Below are 24,269 nucleotides of genomic sequence, written 5' to 3' on the forward strand. Positions count from 1 at the left end.
GGCGGGCGTCCGGGGTTCCCGGGGCCGGCGGCGAGCATTGACAACCGCTCCGTCTTGGCTCCCCCTCCGGCCTTTCCCCGCGCGTTGAAGGAAGGGATGCCCCGCGTGACCACGCTCCTGCCCGCGACCGAGGACGCCATCCCGATCCGCTGCGTCGACGCCGCCGGCTGGCCGGCCGTGGCGGCCGAGCTGCCGCCCCTCGCCGCCGCCTTCGCGCGGGCCTCCGGGTTCGAGGCCAAGCCCGGCAAGATCGCCCTGCTGCCGGGGCCGGACGGGGCGCTGGCGACCGTGCTGTTCGGGGTCGAGACCGGGGAGCGCGCCGATGCGTTCGCGGTCGGGCGCCTGCCCGAAGCCCTTCCCCAGGGGACCTACCGTCTCGAGGCGCTTCCCGGCGATCCGGCGCTGGCGGCGCTGGCCTGGCGGCTCTCGGGTTACCGCTTCGGCCGCTACCGCGAGCGGGCGGCGCCGAAGGCCCGGCTGGTCGCGCCCGAGGGCATCGATGCCGCCGAGATCGACCGCATCGCCGATGCCGTGGCGGCGGGCCGCGACCTCGTCAACACGCCGGCGAACGACCTCGGCCCGGCGGAGATCGAGGCGGCGGCCCGGGCCCTCGCCGCGCGGTTCGGCGCCGCCATCGAGGTGGTGTCCGGCGAAAACCTGGAGCGGGGATTCCCGCTCATCGCCGCGGTGGGCCGGGCCTCGCCGCGGGCGCCGCGCCTGATCGACCTCACCTGGGGAGCGTCCGACGCGCCGCGTGTCACCCTCGTCGGCAAGGGCGTGGTGTTCGATACCGGTGGCCTCGACATCAAGCCCTCGGCCGCGATGCTTCTGATGAAGAAGGACATGGCCGGGGCCGCCGTGGCGCTCGCCGCCGCCGAGATGGTGATGGGGACGGGCCTGAACCTGCGCCTGCGAGTGCTGATCCCGACGGTCGAGAACGCGATCGCCGGGGACGCCTTCCGCCCCGGCGACGTGCTGGCGAGCCGGCGCGGCCTCACCGTCGAGATCGGCAACACCGACGCGGAAGGCCGGCTGATCCTGGCCGACGCGCTCGCCCTCGCCGATGAGGACGCGCCCGAGCTGGTCTTCGACTTCGCGACCCTCACGGGTGCAGCCCGGGTTGCGCTCGGCCCCGACCTGCCGGCCCTGTTCACCGAGGACGACGGGCTGGCGGCGGAGCTGGCCGCGACCGGGCTCGCCGTCAACGATCCGGTCTGGCGCATGCCGCTCTGGGCGCCCTACGGCTCCCTGCTCGACTCGAAGGTCGCCGACCTCAACAACGTCTCGGGCGGCCCCTTCGCCGGGGCGGTGACGGCGGCCCTGTTCCTGCGCCGCTTCGCGCCGGAGGCCAAGGCCCATGTCCACCTCGATCTCTACGGCTGGAACCCGAGCACGAAGCCCGGCCGGCCGGAGGGCGGCGAGGTGCAGACCGCACGCCTCGTCTACGCCCTGCTCCGGGCGCGCTATGGCGCGCGAAGCCAATAATACCGTCGCGCCTTCGAACAGACTTGTTCGAAGGCGCGAGGCAAGCCCGAACGGGCGTCGGCGCTGATGCGCCGGACGCCTTCGCATCGACGTGTCGATGCGAAGGCGCGGGGGTATAAAGATGCGCTACGGCGCGCGCCTCCAATCAAGATGCACTACGCGGCGGCGAGGGACACCCGCTCCGCCTCGTAGGCCTCCCGCACCACCGCCTTGCCGTAGCGGCGCTCCAGCCGCCGCACGGTGAAGTGGCCGCGGGCGATGGCCTGGAAATGGTCCATGAAGGCGGTGTTGACGGCGGCACCCCCGAGGGCGCCGAGCACCGGCACCGCCTGGGCGGCGAGCTTCTGCGACACCACGCCCCCGAAACGGGCGCCGACCTGGCCGGCGAAGCGCATCAGCGCCGGCGCGCTCTCGTCGAGGAGGCCTCGGCCTGCGGCGTAGCGGGCCGCCTCCGACATCGCCTTGGCAAGCGCGCCGCGCACCGCGAAATAGCCGCTCTCGGCCGCGTTCCCGGTGGCCCCCTCGCCTTGCGTGGAGCCCCGACCGCCGAGGGCGAAGACCTGCATGCAGGCGAGGGCCGCCTCCGGGTCGCTCAGGTCCTCGCCCTCGCGCTGGGCGATCTCAGCGATCGAGCGCAGCATCAGGGTGGTGGAGAGGGGTAGCTCGACCGCGAGCGTGGTGATGCCGAAGGCGCCCCCGATGGCGCCCGAGACCGCCGCCAGCGCCTTGTGGCCGCGGTCGCCGGGCGGAAAGCGCTCCAGCAGCTCCATGGCCCTGCTGCGCCAGGAGGGCGAGAGGTCGGGCCCGAGCGGCGCGAGGGCGCCGTGTTCGGGGGGCGCCTCCGCCGCCTTCGGCAGGGTCGCCAAAGCCACGTGCAGGGCGCCGCGCATCGCCGTCTCGGTGGCGTGGCCGACCGCGTCGACGACGGGGGTCGGCAGGGCGCGGGTGATCAGGTCGAGGGGGGCGCCGGCCATGGCGGAGAGTCGGCCGGCGAGGGTCGGGCGCTCCAGGGCCGCGACCGCCCGGCGTAAGGCGGCGCGGTCCTCGACGCTCAACGGCTCCGGCGCCCCGACCGGGACGGGGGACGGGACGGGCTCGACGGCGACGATCTCGGACACGGGCGCTCCCTCGCGGACAACATGCAGCTCGGGATTAAAGCTGGGGCGCCGGGTGCGGGTTCCGCAAGGGGCGGCGACCGGGGCCGGCGCCCCGGCCGTCAAGCTCGGGCCGGCAGCTCCTGGGCCGGCGCCGGCTCGGTCTCGCCCGGCAGCATCCGGAGGCCGAGGCAGAGCAGGGTCACCGGGATGCCGACGGCGGCGGTCATGACGAAGAAGGCCGGGTAGCCCAGCGACTCGACGGCGAATCCGGACAGGCCGCCGACGAACTTGCCCGGCAGGGCGTAGAGCGAGGAGAGCAGCGCGTATTGCGTCGCCGCGAAGGCCGGCGAGGTCAGGCTCGACATGTAGGCGATGAGCGCCGTCCCCGCGAAGGCGCCGGCGAAATTGTCGATGCTGATGCTGGCCACCAGGAGCGGCAGGTCGTGGCCGGCAAGCGCCAGCCACGCGAACATCAGGTTCGAGGCGGAGGCGGCGATGCCGCCGATCAGGAGCGCCGGGTAGAGGCCCATCCGGCTCACCGCGATGCCGCCCGCGAAGGCCCCGGCGATGCCGACCCAGACGCCGTAGACCTTGGAGACCGTGGCGATCTCCGACAGGGAGAATTTCATGTCGATGTAGAGGGGGTTCGCCATGATGCCCGACACGATGTCGGGCAGGCGGTAGACGGTGATCAGCGCCAGGATCAGCACCAGCCCCGTGCCCTTGCGGGCCACGAGGTCGGCGAAGGGATCGACGACCGCTTCGCGCAGGGCATGGCGCCAGCCGCGCCGGGGGCCGGGATCGCGCGCCTGCACCTTCGGTGCCGCCAGCGTGCCGGCGATGGCGACGATCATCAGGAGCGCCATGCTGCCATAGGCCGGGGCCCAGCCGAACGCGTCGGCGACGAAGAGCGCGCCCGCGCCGGCGCAGATCCGCGCGAGGCTGTAGCCGAGCTGGTAGGAGGCCAGCATCATGCCCTGGCGCTCGGTCGGGGCGGAATCGATGCGCCAGCCGTCGACCACGATGTCCTGGGTCGCCGAGGCGAAGGCGATGACCAGCGCGCAGACCACGGTGTAGCCGAGCGCGTTCGCCGGATCGGCCTGGCTCATCGCGATCAGGCCCGCCGCCACGGCGAGCTGGGCCAGCAGCATCCAGGCCCGGCGGCGGCCGAGAAGGCGCGACAGGACCGGCAGGTCGAGCCGGTCGATGACGGGAGCCCAGAGGAATTTCAGCGTGTAGGCGAGCGAGACGTAGCTGAGGAGCCCGATGCTCGAGCGCTCGATGCCGGCGCTGCGCAGCCAGGCCGACAGGGTGGCGAAGACGAGCAGGATCGGTAGCCCGGCGCCGAAGCCGAGCACCAGCATCATGGCCATCCGCCGGTCCGCCGTCACGTCCCGCAGGGTGGCGCTGGTACGGGCGAGCCAGCCCGCGCCCTCTCTCCCGGCCGTCGTCGTCATCGTGATCGTCGTCTCCTGAGCAGATTTCGCAAAAGCCGTGGCCGGTCTCGCGACGAAACCTCTGCGGCGGCCCAAGAACCTGAGCCGGCGAAGCGTTGGCCGTCCAACGCTTCGCCGGCCCCGGCGCGAGACGCCGTGCCGGGCCACCACCGCGCAATCGACCCCAGCATGTGGGCGGCATCATGGTGGATGACGGATTAACATTGTGTCCACCGCAGCTTACGTGACCATCGGGAACCCCGCCCGCGGTCATGGGTTCGCTGAGGAGAGTTGGGATAACAGTCCCGCTCCGCCCGGATCGGCCGGGCGGGGCCGGCCGCGAACGGGCGGGTGGCGGATGATCGGTTTGGACGCTCCGAGGGAGGCCGGGACGGGGAACGGGCGCACGGCCAAGGTGCCGTACTCGAATGCGCCGTTCTCCGATGCTCCCTTCCTGGCCGCCTTCAGCGCCAGCGAGGCACCGATGGTGATGACCGACCCGGCCCAGGCCGACAACCCGGTCGTTTTCGTCAACGACGCCTTCTGCCGCCTCACCGGCTACGCGGCGGGGGACGTGCTCGGCCGCAATTGCCGCTTCCTGCAGGGACCCGACACCGATCCCGGCGACATCGCCCGGGTGCGGGACGCGGTCGCCCAGGGCGAGCCGATCCGGGTCGACCTCCTGAACTATCGCAAGGACGGTCGGCCGTTCTGGAACGCCATGACGCTCACTCCGGTGCGGGACGAGGCCGGCACGGTGCGCTCCTATTTCGCCGTGCTCACCGACGTCACCCGGACCCGCCAGGCCGAGCGGGCGCTCGTGCGGGAGAAGGACGGCCTCGCCCAGGATCTCGAGGCGCGCAACCGGGCGCTCCAGACCGCCCTCGACCAGCAGACCGCCCTGCTGCACGAGGTCGACCACCGGGTGAAGAACAACCTTCAGGTCATCTCCTCCCTGGTGCTACTCAAGGCCCGGCGCGCCCGCGACACCGCCTGCCGCGAGGCGCTGCGCAGCATGGCCGACCGGATCGGCGCGCTCTCCACCGCCCACCGCCTGCTCTACGCGGTGAGCGACGTCGCACGGTTCGACCTGCGCGACTTCGCCGCCGACTTCGCCACCGACCTCGAAGCCGGGCTCGACCCCGACCGGATCGCCCTCTCGATCGATGTCGAGGCGGTGGCGGTGCCGGTCTCGATGGCCGCGCCCCTGGCGCTGCTGGTGCACGAGCTCGCCGTCAACGCGGTCCGGCACGCCTTCCCGGACGAGCGCCGCGGCCGTGTCGCCATCACCGCCCGGGCGGAGGACGAGCACCTGATCCTCGACATCCGCGACGACGGCGTCGGCCTCGCGGCGCAGCCCGACAACCCCGAGGGCTTCGGCCGCGATCTCGTCGGCATGCTGGTGCGCCAGTTGCGCGGCAGCCTCACCTTCGAGGAGCTGAACCCCGGCACCCACGCCCACGTCGTCCTGCCCCTGGGGACTACCCGTTGAGCCCGGGAGGCCTGCGGGTCCTCATCGTGGAGGACGAGGCCTTCATTGCCCTCGAGCTCGAATGCCTGCTGGAGGAGGCCGGCCACCTGCCCGTCGGGGTGGCGACCCGCTCGGGCGAGGCGATCGCGCTGGCCCGCGACCTCGCCCCGGACGTCGCCCTCGTCGACATCCATCTCGCCGACGGTCCCACCGGCGTCACGGTGGCGCAAGCGCTCAGCGCCCGGCCCGGGACCACGGTGCTGTTCACCACCGCCAACGCCAAGCGCGTCCCGCCGGACTTCGCCGGAGCGGCCGGGATTGTCGCCAAGCCGTATTCCGAGCGGGTGATCCGCGCCGCCCTCGCCTATGTGAGCGGGCGCTATCACGGCGGCGTGCCGACCGAGCCGCCGGACGGGATGGTGCTGGCGCCGGCACCGTAGATCGAACAACCCGATCTCCGACGGCCGCCTTTCGACCTGAGAATCTCGCCGGCTTCGCCCCGCTTCCCCAAGGAGATATCGCACGAGGAGCGGCCGGCCGTGCAAGACGACAAGGACCTGAGCGGATGAAGCGCCGGCCTGCCAACGCAAGCCGGCTCGGGGCACCGGACACTCGCCCGCACCGCTCAGGCGGCGCGGGCGACGAGGCCGAACAACACGGGATGACAACCCGGGCCTCGGGCTTCGTGCCAGCTCGCGCAGGGAATCGAATCCGCCGACATTGACATGAGAACTTTTGTCAAGACGGAGGCGCACCATGGCCGACGTCGGAATGGTGACCATGGTCGAGAAGGACAGCGGGCGGCCATCGCGGAGGTCGCCAAGTCCCTCGCAGAGAAGGGCCTGCACATTCAGGAGACGATCCCGCGCTTCCGCACGATCGTCGGGACGAGCGACGCTGCGCTGGTCGGTGCGTTCAAATCGGTCGACGGAGTCGAGACGGTTCGGCCGCAAGCGACCTTCCAGTTCCCGGAAATGGACGAGAAGGTGCCGCACTAGCACCTTCGCGGAAAACACCGCTGGCGCCGACGGAATCTCTCGGTGAACCGGCACCCTGTTCATCACGGCCCGGTCGCAATGCGTCCGGGCCGTGATCGCGAGGGCATCTCACGCCTCGATCCCTCGTCGCGGCCGCGTCACCTCTCCGCTCGCGCCGCCTTGAGCCGGTAGAGGGCATCCAGCGCCTCCCGCGGACTCAAGGAATCCGGGTCGATCCCGTCGAGGAGCAGGCCGACCGGATCGGGCCTCTCGACCGGGGCCGGCGGCGGGGCGGCCGGCACGGCGGCGAAGAGCGGCAACTCCGCCGGGGCCTTCCGCCGGCCGGCACCGCCCTCCCCCTTCTCCAGTTCAGCGAGCAGCGCCTTGGCACGGGCGATCACCGGGGCGGGGAGGCCGGCGAGGCGGGCGACCTGGAGGCCGTAGGAGCGGTCGGCGGCGCCCGGCACCACCTCGTGCAGGAAGACGACGTCGCCCTTCCACTCCGTCACCTTGAGGGTGGCGTTGGACAGCCGGTCGAGGCGCTGCGCCAGCCCGGTCAGCTCGTGGAAGTGGGTCGCGAACAGGGCGCGGCAGCCATTGGTGCCGTGCAGGTGCTCCAGGCAGGCCCAGGCGATGGACAGGCCGTCGAAGGTCGCGGTGCCGCGGCCGATCTCGTCGAGCACCACCAGCGAGCGCCGCGTCGCCTGGTTCAGGATCGCGGCGGTCTCGACCATCTCCACCATGAAGGTCGAGTGGCCCCGCGCCAGGTCGTCGGCGGCGCCGACGCGGGAGAAGAGCCGGTCGACGAGGCCGAGATGGGCCGAGGTCGCCGGCACGAAGGCGCCCATCTGGGCGAGCACCGCGATCAGGGCATTCTGGCGCAGGAAGGTCGACTTGCCGCCCATGTTCGGGCCGGTGACGAGGAGGATCTGGCCGGCCGTGTCGCCGGAGAGGTCGCAGGCATTGGCGATGAAGGCCTCGCCGGCCTTCGTCAGCGCCGCCTCGACGACGGGGTGGCGCCCGCCCTCGATCCGGAAGGCGAGGCCGTCGTCGACGACCGGCCGGGTCCAGTTCAGCTCGACGGCGAGTTCCGCGTGCGAGGCGGCGACGTCGAGGGCGGCGAGCGCGCCCGCCGCCGCCACGATCGAGTCGGATTCCGCCATCACGGCCTTGGACAGGCTCTCGAAGATCTCGAGCTCCAGGGCGAGGCCGCGCCCGGCGGCATTGGCGATCTTGGTCTCCAGCTCGCCCAGCTCGACGCTGGTGAAGCGCATCGCGTCCACCATGGTCTGGCGGTGGACGAAGGTGGCGCGCCAGGGATCCTTCAGCAGGGTCTCGCCGAAGGCCTGGGGCACCTCGATGTAGTAGCCGAGCAGGTTGTTGTGCTTGATCCGCAAGGTCCGGCAGCCGGTGTCGGACGCGTAGCGGGCCTGGAGCCCGGCCACGACCTGGCGCGAGTCGCGCTGGAGCGTGCGGGATTCATCCAGCTCGGCCCGGTAGCCCTCGCGCACGAAGCCGCCGTCGCGGCGCTGCAAGGGCAGGTCGTCGGCGAGCGCCGCGGCGAGGTCGTCGGCCAGCGCCTCGTCGAGGCCGGCGAGGATGCGGGCCGCCTTGCCGATCTCGCCCGGCAGGGCGCCGGCCCCGGCGAGCGCCGTGGCGATGCCGCGAGCCGCCAGGAGCCCGTCGCGGAGCGCCGCGAGGTCGCGGGGGCCGGCCCGGCCGAGGGAGATCCGCGACAGGGCCCGGGCCATGTCGGGCGCACGCGCCAGCTCGGCCCGGAGTTCGGCCCGCAAGGCCCCCTCGCCCACCAGGAACTCGACGGCGTCGTGCCGGCGCCGGATCAGCGCCAGATCGGTCGAGGGGCCGGCGAGCCGCTCGGCGAGCAGACGGGCGCCGGCCCCGCCGACCGTGCGGTCGATGGCGGCGAGCAGGCTCCCCGAGCGCTCGCCCGAGAGGGTGCGGGTGAGTTCGAGATTCTGGCGCGTCGCCGCGTCAATCATCAGGCTCGCGCCCGCCGCCTGGCGGGTCGGCGGGCTCAAGGTGACCTTGGCGCCGAGCTGGGTGCGGGCGATGTAGTGCAGCACCGCGCCCGCCGCCGCGACCTCGACCCGGCTGAAGGCGCCGAAGCCGTCGAGGGTCTGGACGCCGAACTGCTCCTTCACCGCCCGCTCGGCCGAGGCCGGATCGACGTCGCCGCGGCCGACCGGCGTGACGGCGGCCCGCGTGTCGCGCCACAGCCGGGCAAGCTCGGGATCCTGATGGATGGCGTCGCCCATCACGATCTCGCGCGGATCGAGCCGGGCGATCTCGGCGGCGAGCCCCGCCCCCTCGACCTCGCCGAGCGAGAAGCGCCCGGTCGAGATGTCGACGGCGGCAAGCCCGTAGACCCAGGCCGAATCCGAGGCGCGCCGTCGGGCGAGCGCCAGGAGCACGTTGGCCCGGCCGGGATCGAGCAGGCGGTCTTCCGTGATCGTGCCCGGGGTGACGAGGCGCACCACCTCGCGCCGCACCACCGATTTCGAGCCGCGCTTCTTGGCCTCGGCCGGGTCCTCGGTCTGCTCGCAGACCGCGACCCGGTGGCCGAGCCCGATCAGGCGCTGGAGGTAGTCGTCCGAGCGCTCCACCGGCACGCCGCACATCGGGATGTCGGCGCCGGCATGCTTGCCCCGGCGGGTCAGCACGATGCCGAGGGCCCGCGAGGCGGTCTCGGCATCCTCGAAGAACAGTTCGTAGAAATCCCCCATGCGGTAGAACAGCAGGGAATCAGGATTCGCCGCCTTGATCTCGATGTACTGCGCCATCATCGGCGAGACCTTGGCCTCGTCGTCGGGCGCAGCAGAACGGCGGCCGCGGGAGGGCGGCGGCGCCTCGTCGGCGGGCTCGTAAGCCTCGTTGCGCAGAAGGCGGCCGGTGTCGCTGTCCATCGTCATGAGATCAGGGGGCTGTCGTCGGGTCCGCGGCGAAGTGGTCGTTCAGACTAACAGAGGCCGGCGGCCACGCTCCAGACCGGCACATCGTGGATGATGGGGATCGTCATCCCCCGCGTAAAAGGGCGCGCGGGCGGGTGTTAGCGCCGCAGCGCCGCTTGAGCCGGCCGGATCATGGCCCTAAGGGACGTGTCCCCGCCCTCGGGTTGATCCTTGGTCGCAGAGAAGAGCTTGGCATGAGCGAGTCCCGCCCCGTCACCCGACGCAAGCGCCCGACCTTCACCGACCAGGAAGCCTTGCAGTTCCACCAGCACGGCCGTCCCGGCAAGCTGGAAGTGGTGGCGACGAAGCCGATGGCGACGCAGCGCGACCTGTCGCTCGCCTACTCGCCCGGCGTCGCCGTGCCGGTGCTGGCCATCGCCGACAACCCGGAACTGGCCTACGACTACACCGCCAAGGGCAACCTCGTGGCGGTGATCTCGAACGGCACCGCGATCCTGGGCCTCGGCAACCGCGGCGCGCTCGCCTCCAAGCCGGTGATGGAGGGCAAGGCGGTCCTGTTCAAGCGCTTCGCCGACATCGATTCCTTCGACCTCGAGGTCGGGACGGAAGATGCCGAGGCGTTCATCAACTGCGTGCGCTATCTTGGGCCCACCTTCGGCGGCATCAACCTGGAGGACATCAAGGCTCCCGAGTGCTTCATCATCGAGGAGCGCCTGCGGGAGTTGATGGACATCCCGGTCTTCCACGACGACCAGCACGGCACCGCGATCATCTCGGCGGCGGGCATCATCAACGCCCTGCACCTGACCGGCCGCGACATTGCGGAAGCCCGCCTCGTCGTCAACGGCGCCGGTGCCGCCGGCATCGCCTGCATCGAGCTCGTCAAGGCGCTCGGCTTCCGCTCCGAGAACGTGATCCTGTGCGACACCAAGGGCGTGGTCTACCAGGGCCGCACCGAGGGCATGAACCAGTGGAAGTCGGCCCACGCGGTCGCGACCTCGAAGCGCACCCTCGAAGAGGCGCTGGAGGGCGCCGACATCGTGTTCGGCCTCTCGGTCAAGGGCGCCTTCACCCCTGAGATGATCGCCTCGATGGCGCCGCAGCCGATCATCTTCGCGATGGCGAACCCGAACCCGGAGATCACCCCCGAGGAGGTGGCGCAGGTCCGCGACGACGCCATCGTGGCGACCGGGCGCTCGGACTACCCGAACCAGGTCAACAACGTCCTGGGCTTCCCCTACATCTTCCGGGGCGCCCTCGACGTGCACGCGACCACGATCAACATGGAGATGAAGATCGCGGCGGCGGAGGCGCTCGCGGCGCTCGCCCGCGAGGACGTGCCGGACGAGGTGGCGGCGGCCTACCAAGGCACGCGGCCGCGCTTCGGGCGCGAATACATCATCCCGGTGCCGTTCGATCCCCGGCTGATCCATACCATCCCGCCGGCGGTGGCCAAGGCCGCGATGGAGACCGGCGTCGCCCGCAAGCCCATCGACAACATGGACCGCTACCGGGCCCAGCTCTCGGCCCGGCGCGACCCCGTCGCCGGCACGCTGAACCGGGTGTTCGAGCGGGTGCGCAAGTTCCCCAAGCGCGTCGTCTTCGCCGAGGGCGAGGAGGAGGTGGTGATCCGCGCCGCGATCTCCTTCGTCAACCAGGGCCTCGGCACCGCGATCCTGGTCGGGCGCGAGGACCGGGTGATGGCCAATGCCGAGGCCGCCGGCATCGATCTCGCGGGTCGCGACAACATCGAGATCCACAACGCCGCCAAGTCGCACCGCAACAGCGTCTACGCGCAGTTCCTCTACGCCCGGATGCAGCGCAAGGGCTTCCTGTTCCGCGACTGCCAGCGCCTGATCAACCAGGACCGCAACCACTTCGCGGCCTCGATGGTGGCGCTCGGCGACGCCGACGCGATGGTGACCGGCACCACCCGCAACTACTCGATCGCGCTGGAGGACGTGCGCCGCGTCATCGACCACAAGCCCGGCCACCGGGTGATCGGCGTCTCGCTCTGCCTCGCCCGCGGCCGCGTGGTGCTGGTGGCCGACACGGCGATCCACGAGATGCCGAGCGCCGAGGAGCTGGCCGGCATCGCCATCGAGGCCGCCGGCGTGGCGCGCCGCCTCGGCTACGAGCCCCGGGTGGCGATGCTGTCGTTCTCGACCTTCGGCTTCCCGAAGGCCGAGCGCGCCGAGAAGGTGCAGGAGGCGGTGCGCATCCTCGACGGGATGCGGGTCGATTTCGAGTATGACGGCGAGATGTCGGCCGACGTGGCGCTGAACAAGGACCTGCTCGCCCAGTACCCGTTCAGCCGCCTCAAGCAGCCGGCCAACGTGCTGGTGATGCCGGCCTTCCACTCGGCCTCGATCTCCACCAAGATGTTGCAGGAACTCGGCGGCGCCCAGGTGCTCGGGCCGCTGATCGTCGGCCTCGACAAGGCGGTGCAGATCGTCCCGCTCGGGGCCACCGATTCCGACCTCGTCAACATGGCGGCGCTCGCCGCCTACAATATCGGCGGCTGACCGGCGGCCTCCGGGGTCGGCCTCTCCGGCCCCGCTCATCCCATCCGCGCCCTCATCCCGAGGTCGCGGGTGGGATCACCGCTCCGCTGCGCGGCCGTGGTCCCGGTCGGCGGCGTCCTCCCGCGCCTTGTCCCGGGCCAGTTCCTCCGGCACCAGGGTCGCCGCGTCCTGGCGCGCCGCCAGGGCCGAGAGCCGCACCGGGCGGTAGTCCCAGGCATCGACCCCGACGTCGCAGGAGCGGCTGGTGTCCGGGAGCGTGCCGTGGGTGTGGCCGTAGAGGTGACGGGTGCCGCGCCACAGGCCCGGCCAGGCCCGATGGGCGTAATGCGCCAGGAAGAGCCGCCACTCCCGGCCCTCCTCCCGCAGGGTGATCCGCGCGCTCTCGACCGGAGGGTCGGCCCAGGGCAGGTCGAGGACGCGGTTGCTGTCGTGGTTGCCGCGGACTAGGTGCTTCACGCCGTTGAGGCGGGCGAAGATCGCCGCGCAATGCGCGCGCTCGGCATGGGCCGCGAAATCGCCGACATGCCAGACCTCGTCCTCGGGTCCGACGACGGCGTTCCAGTTGGCCACCAGGGTCTCGTCGTGCTGCTCGAGCGAGGCGAACAGGCGGCCGCGCTGGCGCAGGATATGCGTATCGCCGAAATGGGTGTCGGCGGTGAAGAAGACGGCCATGCGCACCCGGATCGGAGCGTGACGGATGCGGCATCAGATGGGGCGAACGATCCGGCCGGCACGGGACGGATCGCCGCGTCGGCAGGTGCGGGGCGCCTGCAGGCCCTTGCGGTCCGGCAGGCAGAGCCCGCCGGACGGCGCCTCAATAGCTGTAGCTCTGGCGCGAGCCGTAACCGTCGCGCGGGCGCACGCGGGCGCCGTAATCGACGTCGCGGGCGGCGCGCCGCTTGGCCAGCGCCCGTCCGGCAAGGCACCCCGCCACGGCGCCGACGACCCCGCGCTCGGCCAGGTAATGCCCGGCGATGCCCCCGATGATGGCCCCCTTGATGCAGCCCTTCGCCTCCGCCGCGCCGACGCCCATCAGCGTCACGACCGCCACCAAAGCCGCCTTCGCCACGTTGCGCATGTTGCCTCCTCGCGCTCTGCGAACACGTCAACGGTCAGGCTCGGTCACCGTTCCGTGGCGGCAATCCCCGGAAGGAACAGGGATCGGTGGTCGTCCCGTCTGGCCGGCCCCGGCAGGCTTGTTCTCGAGCGGCTTGATCTTTGCCACCTTGACCCGAACCGCCGTCAACGATTCTTTACCCCCGCCTGTTACGGCAGCGTGACTGATCCGCCGAGGTGACATGTCAGGACCAGGCAGCCAGGAACCAGGCTCCGGCATGCCGCGCAATGGCGACGGCCCGGATCTGGGCGCCTCGATCCGGCGCGACCAGCTCGAGGCGGTCCGCCGCAGCGTGCAGCAGGCCATGCCGGTCAACGCGCTCCTCGGTGCCACCGGGGCGCTCGTCGCCGCCCAGGCCGGGCATGGGGGCGCCGGTCTCGCCTGGTTCGCCCTGTCCTCGGCCATCAACCTCGCCCGGTTCGGCCTGTGCCGGGCGCCCTGCCCCGGCCTCGTCGCCCCGGAGGCCTCGCCGCCCTGGCAGGCCCGGGCCGCCGCCTGCGTCGACCGGCACCTGCGCCTCGCCACCCTCGCGGCGTTCCTGTCGGGCCTCGTCTGGTCCCTGGTGGCGCTCCTGTGCGAGGGCTACACCGCGCCCCAGTCCCTGTTCTACCTCGTCGTCACCTGCGGCATCACCGCCGGAGCCGTCACCCACGGCATGGCCTACGCGGCGATTCCCGCGAGCTTCATCACCCCGCCGCTCCTGACGGTGGCCGGCTGCCTCGCCTGGGCCGGCGGGTTCGACCGCACCTGCCTCGCCCTCACCACGCTGCTCTATCTCGCGGCGCTCCTGCGCAGCGCCGTCGAGACCGAGCGGGGCTTTCGCCGTACCTCCCGGCTGAAGAACGAGGCCACGGCGCTGGCCCGGGCGCGCCAGGAGGCGCATGCGTCGGCGAGCGCGCTCGCCGACGAGATGCGCCGGCGCGCCACCCACGACGCCCTCACCGGCCTGATGAACCGGGCCGGCTTCGCACAAGCCGCGGAAGCCCGGATCCTCCGTCCGGGTCCGGCGCCCTGCCTGATGCTGCTCGATCTCGACGGCTTCAAGTCGGTCAACGACGTCTACGGCCACTCGACCGGCGACCGGGTGCTGGCCGAGGTGGCGCAGCGCCTGCGCCGGACCCTGCCGCCGGAGGCGCTGGCGGCCCGATTCGGCGGCGACGAGTTCGCGGTCCTGTACGATCCCTCGGCCGAATGGCCGCCCGCCGACCTGGCGGCGGCGCTGATCGGGGTGGTGGTCGAGCGGTTCGAGAGCTTCGATGCGGGCCGCCTCGGCGTCAGCATCGGCCTCTGCCACGCCCACGGGCCCAGCCTGACCCAGATGCTGAGCTGCGCCGACGAGGCGCTCTACGCCGCGAAGGCCGCCGGGCGGGACCGCTTCCGGATCTTCGACGAGGGCCTGCGCGGCCGCCTGGAGATGCGGCGAGACAGCGAGCGCGACCTCTCGCATGCCCTCGCGGAGAACGGCCTCGCGGTCTGGTTCCAGCCGATCTTCGGCGAGGGCGGCGGCCGCGTCGCGGGCCTGGAGGCCCTGGTGCGCTGGAACCATCCGGTCCACGGCTGGGTCCCCCCCGGCGAGATCGTGGCCGCCGCCGCCCGGGCCGGCCTCACCGAATCGCTGCTGCGCTTCATCCTGGAGCAGGTCTGCGGCGCGATGCAGAGCCTGCGCGCCGCCGGCGTCTCCGACATCCGCGTGGCGATGAACGTCTCGCCGCGGGAGATGGCGCAGATCCCGGTCGACGAGATCGTGCTCGACCGCCTGCGGACGCTGGGCCTGTCCCCGTCGCTCCTCGAGATCGAGATCACCGAGGAGACCGCCCTCGACATCGAGGCGGTGCAGGGCAAGCTCCTCGCCCTCTCCCGGGCGGGGATCCGGGTGGCCCTCGACGATTTCGGCATCGGCTACTCGTCGCTGGCCTCGCTGCGCCAGTTGCGGGCCGGCCGGGTCAAGATCGACCGCAGCCTCGTCACCGGCCTGTCCGCCTCCGACGACAAGCGCGGGCTGATCCAGGCGGTGCTCGGCCTCGGCCGGGCGCTGGGCCTCGAAGTGGTGGCCGAGGGCGTCGAGACGGCCGAGGACCTCGTCGCCTTGCGCGCCCTCGGCTGCCCGCTCCTGCAGGGCTACCATCTCGGCCGTCCGGCTCCCGCCGATCATGCGTTGAGGCAGGCCCTGGCCTGCCGTACGGACGCAGCCTGACCCTTTCGCAACCCCTGCGCGCCCGGCCCGGCCGGGCTAACCTCCGGCGCACCCCGACGCCCCTCACCGCCGACGAGAAAAGACCGACCATGTTCCCCAAGCCCCACGCCGCGCTCACCCCCAACACCTTCGCGTTCGAGGCCCTGCCGCTCGTCGCGCCGACCGGCTTTCGCGAGTACGACGCCCGCTGGCTGTTCCCGAAGGACCTCAACCTGATGGGCGTCCAGGCTCTCGGGCTCGGCCTCGGCACCCTCGTCCACGAGCTCGGCGTGCGCCCCGACATCGTGACCGGCCACGATTTCCGCGCCTATTCCGCCTCGATCAAGCTCGCGCTGATCGCCGGCATGCAGGCGGCCGGCCTGCGGGTGAAGGATATCGGCCTCTGCCTCTCGCCGATGGCCTATTTCGGCCAGTTTGCCCTCGACTGCCCCTGCGTGGCGATGGTCACCGCCTCCCACAACGACAACGGCTGGACCGGCGTGAAGATGGGCGCCGAGCGGCCCATGACCTTCGGCCCGGCCGAGATGGGCCGCCTCAAGGAGATCGTGCTCTCGGGTGCCTTCCAGTACCGGGACGGCGGCGCGTACCAGTTCGTGCCCGACTTCGCGCAGGTCTACCTCGACGACCTCGTCTCCCGCGCCAAGCCGCTGACGCGGCGCCTCAAGGTGGTGGCGGCCTGCGGCAACGGCACCGCGGGCGCCTTCGCCCCCGCCCTGCTCGAACGCCTCGGCTGCGAGGTGGTGCCGCTGGACGTCGAGGCCGACGCGACCTTCCCGCGCTACAACCCCAATCCCGAGGACATGGCGATGCTGCACGCCATCGCCGACACCGTGAAGGCGACCGGGGCCGATGTGGGCCTGGGCTTCGACGGCGACGGCGACCGCTGCGGCGTGGTCGACGAGCAGGGCCACGAGATCTTCGCCGACAAGGTCGGGGTGATGCTCGCCCGCGACCTCTCGCTCCAGCACCCCAACGCCCGCTTCGTCGTCGACGTGAAGTCCACGGGCCTGTTCGCCTCCGACCCGGAGCTGAAGGCGCGCGGCGTCGAGACCGATTACTGGAAGACCGGGCATTCCTACATCAAGCGCCGGGTCAACGAGCTGAACGCGCTCGCCGGGTTCGAGAAGTCGGGCCATTTCTTCTTCAACGCGCCGGTCGGGCGCGGCTACGACGACGGGCTTCTCACCGCGATCGCCGTGATCGAGATGCTCGACCGCAACCCGGGCAAGAGCCTGTCGCAGCTCTACGCGGCGCTGCCCACCACCTTCGGCTCGCCGACGATGTCGCCGCACTGTGCCGATGAGGAGAAGTACGGCGTCGTCGAGCGGGTGACCGCGCGCTTCCGGGAGATGCACGAGCGGGCTGAGACCCTGGGCGGGGCGGCGATCACCGACCTCGTCACAGTGAACGGGGTGCGGGTGTCGACGGCGGACGGCACCTGGGGCCTGGTGCGGGCGTCCTCCAACAAGCCGGAACTGGTGGTGGTGGTCGAGAGCCCGGTGTCGCGGGCGCGGCTGGAGGAGATGTTCCGGGCGGTCGACGGCGTGCTGCGCGAGAATCCCCAGGTCGGGGCCTACAACCAGACGATCTGACCGGCTTCCTCGGGCGATCATCGGGATCTGAAACCCTCCTGGTCATCCCGGGCTCCGCTTTCGCGGCCCCGGGATGATGCGGAGGGTGGACATTCCGTCGAGCGGATCGAACGAGCCACGCTCGCAAGGCGCTTCCCCGCCGCACCCGATCGGCTTAGGTCTCCTCCCACGCCGCGCGCCCGCCGAACGGGGCCGGCCCGGGAGGAAACCTGACATGCAGCCGATTCTCGACGCCTTCGACGCCCGCGCCATCCTGCCGGAGGACGGCGTCGCCGGCGCTCTCGCCGGTCGGATCTGGCGGCCGGACATGAGCGGGCCGAGCGTGGTCGCGGTGCGCGAGGGCACCGGCGGCGCGCCGGAACTCGTCGACATCACCGGCGCCTTCCCGACCATCCGCGACCTGTGCGAAACGCCCGATCCCGCCGCCGCCTTGCGCCGGGCCACGGGCGAGACGGTCGGCTCCCTCGACGCGATCCTCGCCAACACGCCCCCGGAGACCCGCGACGCCTCCAAGCCCTGGCTCCTCGCGCCGATCGACCTCCAGGCGGTCAAGGCCGCCGGTGTGACCTTCGCGGTCTCGATGCTGGAGCGAGTGATCGAGGAGCGGGCGCGCGGCAACCCGGACGCCGCGGCGGCGATCCGGCTCGAGGTCGGGCGCCTCGTCGGCGACGACCTGCGCCGGCTGAAGCCCGGCTCTCCGGAAGCGATGGCGCTGAAGAGCGTGCTGGTGGCGCAGGGCGCCTGGAGCCAGTACCTCGAGGTCGGCATCGGCCCGGATGCCGAGATCTTCACCAAGGCGCAGCCGCTCTCCTCCGTCGGCTGCGGCCAGGAGGCCGGCCTGCATCCGGGCTCGCAGTGGAACAACCCGGAGCCCGAGGTGGCCCTGGTGGTGGCCTCCGACCAGCGCATCGTCGGGGCGACGCTCGGCAACGACGTCAACCTGCGCGACTTCGAGGGCCGCTCGGCCCTGCTGCTCGGCAAGGCCAAGGACAATGCCGCCTCCTGCGCCCTCGGCCCGTTCCTGCGCCTGTTCGACGGCGGCTTCTCCCTCGACCATGTCCGCCGCACCGTGGTGAGCCTGGAGGTGTCGGGCGAGGATGGGTTCCGGCTCTCCGGCACCTCGCCCCTCTCCGAGATCAGCCGCGACCCGGCCGACCTCGTCGAGGCCATGATGGGCGGCACCCACCAGTATCCGGACGGCGCGGTGCTCTTCCTCGGCACGATGTTCGCGCCGGTGGAGGACCGGGGGGCGCCGGGCCAGGGCTTCACCCACAAGGTCGGCGACCGGGTGGTGATCCGCAGCCCGGGCCTGGGCGCCCTCGTCAACCGGATGCGCCACTGCCAGGATTGCGAGCCCTGGACCTTCGGCGCGGCGGCGCTGATGCGCAATCTCGCCGCCCGCGGGCTCCTCGGAGCCTGAAGGCGCGCCCGCCCACCCGCGCTGTGACATCGGCGTCACGGAAATCGTGGAGGCCTGTGCCGGACAAGCTTGGCCGGTTGCCAGGAGTATAGCCTTGGCTATACCTGGCGACCGGAACGACAGGTGGGTTGCGGCGATGCGGCGGACGGGCGGAGCGGGGATCGGGGTGGCTATCGGCCTGTGCGCCGGGTTGGCGGCAGCGGCCGACCTGCGCCCGCCATCGGCCCAATCCCCGGCCGGACCGTCCACCATCGACTGGTCCGGTCCCTATCTCGGCATCGAGGGCAGCGCCGGCGCCTCGTTCGGCAATTACAGCTTCGGGCCGAGTACGGTCGGCGGCCGGGCGATCCCGGCCTTCCAGAGCGGCGATTCGACGAGGCGCTCGGATGCCGGCCGCACCGCCACCACGGCGGTCGGCGGGGTGTTCGGCGGCTATAACTGGCAGACCGGCCCGTATCTCTACGGTCTGGAGGCCGACATCTACGGCGCCAACCTCAAGCGCCCGGTGCCCTCGACGGCTCTCGGCTTCGGCTACGAGGGCATCGATCCGCCCTTCAACGTGATCCGGGACAAGACCAACCTCTACGGTGCCCTGCGGGCCCGCCTCGGCTACGCGTTCGAGAGCTACCTCGTCTACGCCACCTTCGGGCTCGCCGGGGCCAGCGCGCGGGTGCTCGCGACCTATCCGGACCTCGCCACCGGCGCGGTGGCGACGGCGCGCAAGGACCTGTCCTTCCTCGGCTTCACCCTCGGGGCCGGCGTGCAATACGCCATCGCCCCGAACCTCGCGCTCGGCCTCGACTACCGCTACGTCGATCTCGGCCGCTCCGGCCGCTTCGATCTCGGCAGCGTGCCGGGGCTCGGCCCGGTCTCCACCCAGGCCGCCTTCACGTCGCACCAGATGATGGCGCGGCTCTCCTGGTATCCCTACGGCCTCAAGCTGCCGGCGGAGGCCGCCGAGGACGCGCCGGCGAGCCGCGACACCGGCCGCTACTCCTTCCACGGCCAGACCACCTTCGTGACGCAGGGCGTGCCGGGCTTCCGCGCGCCCTATCGCGGCGAGAACAGCCTGGTGCCGAACCAGGTCCAGTCCACCACCACCGCGACCCTGTTCCTCGGCGTGAAGCTGACCGACAGCACCGAGCTCTACTACAACCCTGAATTCTCTCAAGGATTCGGCCTGTCGCGCACCCTCGGCGTCGCCGGCTTCGTCAACGGCGAGGCCCAGAAGGCCGGCGCGCCGTTCCCGAAGCTGCGCTCCAACCGCTACTTCATCCGCCAGACCTTCGGCCTCGGCGGCGCCACCGAGGACGTGCCGGACGGCGTCAACCAGGTGGCGATGACCCGCGACGTCGAGCGGATCTCGGTCGTGGCCGGCAAGTTCGCCCTCGGCGACTTCTTCGACGGCAACGTCTACGCCCACGACCCCCGGGTCGACTTCATGAACTGGTCGATCTGGGGCTCCTCGGCCTGGGACTTCCCCGCCAACCTCCCCGGCTTCACCCAAGGCGTGATGGTCGAGTACAACCGGCCGGAATTCGCCATCCGGGCCGCCTACACCCAGGTGCCGAAGGAGCCGTCGAGCGACGTGCTCGATCCGCGGGTCTTCCAGCGCGCCGGCGCCAACATCGAGGTCGAGGAGCGCCACGTCCTCCCCGGGCTGAACCAGCCGGGCAAGCTGCGCATCGGCCTGTTCAGCAATGTCGGCAACACCGCCAATTACCGCCAGATCGTCGACCTGACGCAGGCGGGGATCTACGACGACATCAACGACGCCGCCTCCGCCACGCGCCGGCCCCGGCGCAAGACCGGCGCCTACATCAACCTGGAGCAGGCGCTGACGCCGGATCTCGGCCTGTTCGCCCGGGCCAGCCTCTCGGACGGGCGCAACGAGAGCCTGTCCTTCACCGATGTCGACCGGTCGATCTCGGGCGGCTTCTCGCTGAAGGGCACCGCCTGGGAGCGGCCGAGCGACACGGTCGGCATCGGCGGCGCGATCAACGGCCTGTCGCCGACGCACCGCGCCTTCTTCGCCAATGGGGGCCTCGGCCTCCTGATCGGCGACGGCCGGCTGAACTACGGCACCGAGCGGGCCCTGGAGACCTATTACGCGCTCAGCCTCACCAAGGCGGTGACGGTGTCGTTCAACTACCAGTTGGTGGTGAACCCCGCCTATAACCGCGACCGCGGCCCCGTCAGCTTCTTCGGCACCCGCCTCCACGCCGATTTCTGACGCGGCTCCCGGCGCGCGAGGGCGTGTGCCACTTTCGGACGATGCGCCCTCGGGTGGTGTGCCCTTTCTGCCCGGCGCCGAGGGTTCGTCGCCGGTCCGGGGCCGGGCGACCGCATCACCGGCGCCGCCAGCCGCGATCAGGGCAAGTCGCGCGAGGCCCGCGCCCGAATGGCAAAGGGATCTGCAGGCCGGCGGGATGCTTCCGGGGAAAGCGCTGCCGGCAGAATTCCCGGCGCGACGACTTGAGCTTTACTGCAGCCGCGTCTCGCCCTCACCCCCAGCCCCACTCTCGCCGGGAAGCGGGGCGGTGCGCCTCGTTTCGACGGCGGTGACGCCGGTCGTCGGAGTATTCCGCCCGATCTGATGCGCAGGACGCGGCTGGCCGCCCCCGGTCGCGGCGGACAATCCTGCAACACCCCTGGCGCTTTTCCCCCCGGACCGGCCGAAATTTACGGACAAAGGCTGTGCTGTATCCCGTTCGCTCATTTTCTAAGATTGAACTGTAAAAGGACGAATAAACGTCCGTTTGCGACAGAGATATGATCGCAAAACCTGCTCTTTCGGAGCAGTCGATCCTGCTCGACCACGGAACGACAACAGCGGGCCTTCGTCCGGGGGGCACACATCATGCAGCTTGGCGTGAACGGGCAGTCGATGGCCTCAGGCTATCGCCCCGACATCGACGGCCTGCGCGCCGTCGCGGTGCTGGCGGTGATCTTCTACCATGTCGGCATCACCTGGATGCCGGGAGGCTTCGTCGGGGTCGACGTGTTCTTCGTCATCTCGGGCTACGTCATCACCCGCGGCCTGCTGCGGGAGGCGGCCGACGGCGGCATCGGCATCGCGGCGTTCTACGCGCGGCGGATCCGGCGCATCCTGCCGGCCCTGGTCGCGACCCTCGCGCTCACCTCGCTCGCCGCCTACTGGCTCCTGCTGCCGCCCCAGCTCGAGGATTACGCCGCCAGCGCGGCGGCCTCCGCCCTATCGGTGGCCAATCTCTATTTCTGGCGCGCCTCGGGCTACTTCGACGCCGCAGCGCTCTACCGCCCGCTGCTGCATACCTGGTCGCTCTCGGTCGAGGAGCAGTTCTACCTCGTCCTGCCGGTGTCGCTGCTCCTGGCCGTGCGCCTGCGCCTGCGGCCGCTCTGGCTGCCGTTCGGCCTCGTCGCCCTGCTGTCGCTCGGCCTGAGCGTCTATGCCGGCCGCTACGCGCCGACGGCGAATTTCTACCTGCTGCCGACCCGGGCCTGGGAACTCCTCGTCGGCACCCTGCTGGCGATGGCGCCGGGCGCGCGGGGAACGCTGCCCCTGGCCATCCGCCAGACCGCAGGCCTCGCCGGGCTCGCCGGCATCCTCGTCCCGGCGCTCCTCTACACCGAGGCGACGCCCTTTCCCGGCCTCGGCGCCCTGCCGCCCTGCCTGGGCGCCGCCCTGCTGATCCGCCTCGGCGAGGCCGAGGCGCGCCGCGCGGCGGCCACCCGCCTGCTGGCGGCCCCTCCCCTCGTGGCGATCGGGCTGATCTCGTACTCGGCCTATCTCGTGCATTGGCCGCTGATCGTGCTCGGCCGGATCGCCCTGATGCGGGAGTTCGGCCCGTCCGAGACGGTCGCGGTGATCGGCGCAACCCTCGTCCTCGCCGCCCTCTCCTACCGCTTCGTCGAGCGCCCCTTCCGGCATGCGCCCTCGCAGCCGCCGCGGCTGAGGCCGGTCCTCGCCGCCGGTGCGCTCGCCACGCTGGCGATGGCGGGCCTGGGCTGGGCGGGGGTGGCGAGCGGCGGGCTTCCGGGCCGCTTCCCCGATTTCCGCCTGCGGCCGGTTCCGGGCACCGAGACCTGGAACCACCGCACCTGCTTCCTCTTCGCCGACCAGACCTGGCAGGCCTGGGACGCGGCCGCCTGCACCCGGACCGGGGGCAAGGACGGGCTGGTCCTGCTGTGGGGCGACAGCTTCGCGGCGCATTACGTGCCCGGCCTGATCCGGCATGCCGACCGGCTGCCCGGTCGCCTCGTCCAGTACACGGCCGCCGGGTGCCAGCCGACGCTGGGCGTCGCCTCGCACGTCGTGCCGCATTGCCGCGACTTCAACGAGAACGCCCTGGCGCTGATCCGCCGGCTCGGCATCCGCGACGTGGTCCTGGCCGCCCGCTGGGGGGCGCAGCGCGACCGCGACGTGCCCGACCGGCTGCGCGGGACCGTGGCGCGGATCACCGCCCTCGGGGCCCGGGTCCAGGTCGTCGGGCAGTCGCCGGAACTCCCCCTCGATCCGGCCTTCCTGGCCTACCACCAGCGCCGCGACCCGCCGGACGCCGCCGGCCGCTGGCGCCCGGTCGCCGATCTGCACCTGAACGAGGCCCTGAGGGCGGCCCTGCCCGCGACCGTCACCTTCATCGACCCGCAGGCCGCCCTGTGTGCCGGCGAAACCTGCCCCTTCGCCCGGGGCGAAACCCTGCTCTACGCCGATACCGGCCATTTCTCCTCGGCCGGCGCGGCGCTGGCGGTCGAGCGCTTCCTCGATGCCGGGCTGTTCGCCCCTGCCCGCTCCGCCGCGGTGGTGCCGTGAGACGGCGTCAGGTGCGGGCGACGGCCACCCCGCCGCCGTCCAGCACGACGAAGCGGATGCCGGCCGCGCGCAGGGCCGCGATCGCCCTGTGGCGCGAGCGGGCGCCCTGGCCCTCGGCATTCTCCTCCAGGCGCCGCACCGTCGAGAGCGACAGGCCGCTCGCCTCCGCCAGATTGGTCATCGACCAGTCGAGCAGAGCCCGGGCGGCGCGCAGGTGGTGGCCCTCCACCGCCTGCTCCAGCCCTTCGGCCAGCTCGGCCGCCGCCAGGGGAGCGGTGAGCGCGGCAGGGTAGATGAGCCCGTTGCGCTCGATGAGGCAGCCCCGCTCGTCATGGACCGGGACCGAGAGCACCCGGAAGCGCTCGGGTTCGCGGTTCCGGTGGTGGAGCAGCGGCGCCGCCTGGAACACGCCGCCGGCCTCGCGCCGCGCGATGCTGTCGCGGAACGCCGCGCGCTCCTCCGGCACCACGTCGGCGAAGGGATCGGCATTGATCTCCTCGATGGACCGTCCGGCGAACCGCGCCGCCTCGGGCGGGAAGCGGAAGGTCCCGTCGAGGTCGACCGGGACGAACAGCAGGCGGGCCGCCGCGAACCAGGCGTTGCGCCGGCGCTGGTCGGCCCGGCGCAGCCGCATCAGGGCCGCCGGATCGGTCACGTCGAGGACGAGGCCGGCGGCGGCCTGCGGCCGGCCCTCCGGCGTCATGTGCAGCTCGGTGCGCATCGTGAGCGTGCGCAAGGTTCCGTCCGGCCGCACGATCCGGATCTCGCGTCCTGGCAGGGCGTGGCCCTGCCGCAGGTCGGCGGCGCTCGCCAGGCTGGGCCGGTCGTCGGGGTGGACGAGGTCGGTGAGCAGCTCGTAGCTCGGCTGCACGGATAGCGGATCGAGACCGAGCAGACGAAAGAGGCCGGGCGACCAGGTCTGCCGGTCGGAGGCGAAGACCCAGCCCCAATTGCCCGTCAGCCCGGCATTCTCGGTCAGCCGGAGAAAGTCGGCGGGAGCGAAAGATAGGTCGGCCGCACGCATGGCGCCTCGGTGGTCGGAGCCTCGATGCCCGGAATCCGCTTCGGTACGAGAGGATCGAGGGACATACAGGCCATGCCGCGCGTGAAGGCAAGGCCACCGGTCAGACCTGTGGTCGCAGTCGGGCCCCGACGACAGGGCAGCCCGGTCCCACGGCATGGCTCCCGCCACCACGATCGGTGTACCCTGCCGGGCAACGACGAGCCGCATCG

The 24,269-nt window shown here is 71.9% G+C and carries 16 protein-coding genes; 10 read left to right on the forward strand and 6 right to left on the reverse strand.

Annotated features, from left to right (window positions below):
* Positions 1–96 precede the first annotated feature (96 nt).
* Positions 97–1,485: a leucyl aminopeptidase family protein gene (locus VQ03_RS00530; protein ID WP_048448894.1), complete on the forward strand. Its 1,389-nt coding sequence runs from the start codon at positions 97–99 to the stop codon at positions 1,483–1,485.
* A gap of 155 nt (positions 1,486–1,640) precedes the next feature.
* Here VQ03_RS00530 and VQ03_RS00535 read toward each other — a convergent pair whose 3' ends face one another.
* Together VQ03_RS00535 and VQ03_RS00540 are read right to left on the reverse strand one after the other, a co-directional pair.
* Entirely contained in the window at positions 1,641–2,603 is a 963-nt protein-coding gene (locus tag VQ03_RS00535; RefSeq protein ID WP_048448895.1) for an EcsC family protein, read from the reverse strand.
* A 98-nt stretch (positions 2,604–2,701) separates the two neighbouring features.
* Positions 2,702–4,039, reverse strand: a complete 1,338-nt coding sequence (locus VQ03_RS00540) for an AmpG family muropeptide MFS transporter (protein ID WP_048448896.1) — start codon at positions 4,037–4,039, stop codon at positions 2,702–2,704.
* 394 nt (positions 4,040–4,433) lie between these two features.
* Here VQ03_RS00540 and VQ03_RS00545 point away from each other — a divergent pair, with 394 nt between their 5' ends.
* The 3 genes from VQ03_RS00545 (at position 4,434) to VQ03_RS00555 (ending at position 6,487) form a co-directional block, all read left to right on the forward strand.
* Positions 4,434–5,510, forward strand: a complete 1,077-nt coding sequence (locus tag VQ03_RS00545; RefSeq protein ID WP_048448918.1) for a PAS domain-containing protein — start codon at positions 4,434–4,436, stop codon at positions 5,508–5,510.
* Entirely contained in the window at positions 5,507–5,929 is a 423-nt protein-coding gene (locus VQ03_RS00550) for a response regulator (RefSeq protein ID WP_048448897.1), read from the forward strand. Before VQ03_RS00545 ends, VQ03_RS00550 begins: the two co-directional genes overlap by 4 nt.
* 285 nt (positions 5,930–6,214) lie before the next feature.
* A complete protein-coding gene (locus tag VQ03_RS00555; RefSeq protein ID WP_048448898.1) occupies positions 6,215–6,487 on the forward strand; it encodes a hypothetical protein in 273 nt (90 codons plus the stop codon).
* Between the two features lie 137 nt (positions 6,488–6,624).
* On the opposite strand, the gene mutS is transcribed toward VQ03_RS00555, so the two are convergent.
* Entirely contained in the window at positions 6,625–9,390 is a 2,766-nt protein-coding gene (gene mutS / locus VQ03_RS00560) for a DNA mismatch repair protein MutS (RefSeq protein WP_425350013.1), read from the reverse strand.
* A gap of 239 nt (positions 9,391–9,629) precedes the next feature.
* On the opposite strand from mutS, the gene VQ03_RS00565 reads away from it, so the two are divergent.
* On the forward strand, positions 9,630–11,921 hold the full coding sequence (locus VQ03_RS00565; protein WP_048448899.1) for an NADP-dependent malic enzyme: 2,292 nt from the start codon (positions 9,630–9,632) through the stop codon (positions 11,919–11,921).
* A gap of 75 nt (positions 11,922–11,996) precedes the next feature.
* On the opposite strand, the gene VQ03_RS00570 is transcribed toward VQ03_RS00565, so the two are convergent.
* The gene (locus VQ03_RS00570; RefSeq protein WP_048448900.1) at positions 11,997–12,593 is read right to left on the reverse strand and encodes a metallophosphoesterase; all 597 of its coding nucleotides are present in this window, start codon (positions 12,591–12,593) and stop codon (positions 11,997–11,999) included.
* A gap of 142 nt (positions 12,594–12,735) precedes the next feature.
* Positions 12,736–12,999: a hypothetical protein gene (locus VQ03_RS00575; protein WP_048448901.1), complete on the reverse strand. Its 264-nt coding sequence runs from the start codon at positions 12,997–12,999 to the stop codon at positions 12,736–12,738.
* Between the two features lie 256 nt (positions 13,000–13,255).
* Here VQ03_RS00575 and VQ03_RS00580 point away from each other — a divergent pair, with 256 nt between their 5' ends.
* The 5 genes from VQ03_RS00580 (at position 13,256) to VQ03_RS00600 (ending at position 23,036) form a co-directional block, all read left to right on the forward strand.
* Entirely contained in the window at positions 13,256–15,232 is a 1,977-nt protein-coding gene (locus tag VQ03_RS00580; protein WP_048448902.1) for a putative bifunctional diguanylate cyclase/phosphodiesterase, read from the forward strand.
* Positions 15,233–15,321: 89 nt separating this feature from the next.
* Positions 15,322–16,824: a phosphomannomutase/phosphoglucomutase gene (locus tag VQ03_RS00585; protein ID WP_048448903.1), complete on the forward strand. Its 1,503-nt coding sequence runs from the start codon at positions 15,322–15,324 to the stop codon at positions 16,822–16,824.
* A gap of 214 nt (positions 16,825–17,038) precedes the next feature.
* On the forward strand, positions 17,039–18,244 hold the full coding sequence (locus tag VQ03_RS00590; RefSeq protein ID WP_048448904.1) for a fumarylacetoacetate hydrolase family protein: 1,206 nt from the start codon (positions 17,039–17,041) through the stop codon (positions 18,242–18,244).
* Between the two features lie 136 nt (positions 18,245–18,380).
* Positions 18,381–20,477: a carbohydrate porin gene (locus VQ03_RS00595; RefSeq protein WP_083467685.1), complete on the forward strand. Its 2,097-nt coding sequence runs from the start codon at positions 18,381–18,383 to the stop codon at positions 20,475–20,477.
* Positions 20,478–21,104: 627 nt separating this feature from the next.
* The gene (locus tag VQ03_RS00600; RefSeq protein ID WP_053078342.1) at positions 21,105–23,036 is read left to right on the forward strand and encodes an acyltransferase family protein; all 1,932 of its coding nucleotides are present in this window, start codon (positions 21,105–21,107) and stop codon (positions 23,034–23,036) included.
* Between the two features lie 7 nt (positions 23,037–23,043).
* Here the strand turns inward: VQ03_RS00600 and VQ03_RS00605 are convergent, their stop codons facing one another.
* Entirely contained in the window at positions 23,044–24,060 is a 1,017-nt protein-coding gene (locus VQ03_RS00605) for a PAS domain-containing protein (protein ID WP_048448905.1), read from the reverse strand.
* Positions 24,061–24,269: the final 209 nt, after the last annotated feature.

This window comes from Methylobacterium tarhaniae (assembly GCF_001043955.1).
GTDB classification, from domain to species: Bacteria; Pseudomonadota; Alphaproteobacteria; order Rhizobiales; family Beijerinckiaceae; genus Methylobacterium; species Methylobacterium tarhaniae.